This is a genomic window from Raineyella antarctica (assembly GCF_900092135.1).
In the GTDB taxonomy this organism is placed as follows: Bacteria; Actinomycetota; Actinomycetes; order Propionibacteriales; family Propionibacteriaceae; genus Raineyella; species Raineyella antarctica.
The window spans coordinates 1-1,441 of record NZ_FMYF01000030.1 but is presented as its reverse complement, the minus strand read 5'-3'; the positions used below and the strand labels follow the sequence as shown (position 1 = coordinate 1,441).

Here is a 1,441-nt window from a genome sequence, read left to right as displayed (position 1 = left end):
GGCTGTTCGTAGTTGAGTGTGGTGGGTCGTTGACGCAAGGGCTCGTGGCCTTGCGCTGGGATGGGTGTTGCGAGACATCCGCCCAGAGAACAAGGACCACGAGCTGTGATCGAGCCTACGTGCTCGCAGCATGATGCTGCGAGCGTGATCTTCAACCTGCCCGACTACCACGTCATCGACGCGATCGACCTGCCCCTGGGCGGGAGACGGGTCGTCGTTCGGGCTGACACCATCGCCGATGCCTGCCCCGACTGCGGGGTCGTGTCCCAGCGGGTCCACGCCTGGTCCCGCCAACGGGTCCGTGACGTCGGGCATGCCGGCGCTCTGGAGGTCGTGGTCCTCAAGCCCCGGCTGGTCTGCGCCGAGGCGGCGTGCTCGCGGCGCACGTTCACCCAGACGACCAGCCAGTTGCCGCTGCGCTCGCGTTGCACGACCCGGCTGCGGACGGCGATGCTGGAAGCGGTGATCGACCACGGCCGACCCGTCGCCGGTGTGGCCGCCGGGTTCGGGGTGTCCTGGTGGACCACCCAGAAGGTGGTCGATGCCGCCGCGAAGCGGCTGCCCGACGTCGACGCCCTGCAGGTGAAGTATCTGGGGATCGATGAGCACCGCTACCGCACCGTGCGCTGGTTCAAGGACCCCGACACCGGTGCCTGGGCGCGGGTGGAGCCGTGGATGAGCACGTTCGTCAACGTCGCCTCCGGGCAGGTCCTGGGCATCGTCGACGGGCGCGACAGCGCCGCCGTCGAAGCCTGGCTCACCAGCAGGTCGAAGGAGTGGCGGGCCCGGATCCAGGTGGTGGCGATTGACCCGTCGGCGGCGTTCCGTAAGGCGATCACCACGTGCCTGCCGGCCGCCCGGATCGCGGTCGACCCGTTCCACCTGGTCCAGTTGGCGAACCTGTGCCTGACCCACGTGCGCCAACGCCTCGCCCAACAACGTCATGCCCGTCGGGGCCGCAAGGTCGATCCGGCCTGGGCGCACCGGATGTTGCTGCTGCGCGGCTACGACACCCTCAGCCCGCGAGGCCGGGCCCGGCTGGAGCAGGTGTTCGCGACCGACGACCCGACCGGTGAACTCGGCGCCGCCTGGGGCGTCAAAGAAGGCCTGCGGCTCCTGCTGCACACGACCACCCTTCAGGCCGCCCGACAGGCCTGGACGCGGCTCGAGGACTGGGTGGAGGCCGCTGACACCGACGAGACCCGCCGGCTCTGGAACACGCTGAACGTGTGGTGGTCGGCGATCGAGGTGTTCATTACCAGCCGGGTCACCAACGCCCGCACCGAGGCGGCGAACACCGCGATCAAACACATCAAGCGGACCGGGCGTGGCTACCGCAACAACGAGCACTACCAGGCACGTATCCTTCTGCGCAGCGCCCGCAGAACCTGCGGCGCCGCCCATTGACCAGCCAAGGCACCACGGTCAACTACGAATAGCC

Annotated in this window: 1 protein-coding gene; it reads left to right on the top strand. The window is 68.9% G+C overall.

Annotated features, from left to right (window positions below):
- The first annotated feature begins 144 nt into the window (after positions 1-144).
- The gene (locus tag GA0111570_RS17185; protein WP_245703278.1) at positions 145-1,407 is read left to right on the top strand and encodes an ISL3 family transposase; all 1,263 of its coding nucleotides are present in this window, start codon (positions 145-147) and stop codon (positions 1,405-1,407) included.
- Positions 1,408-1,441: the final 34 nt, after the last annotated feature.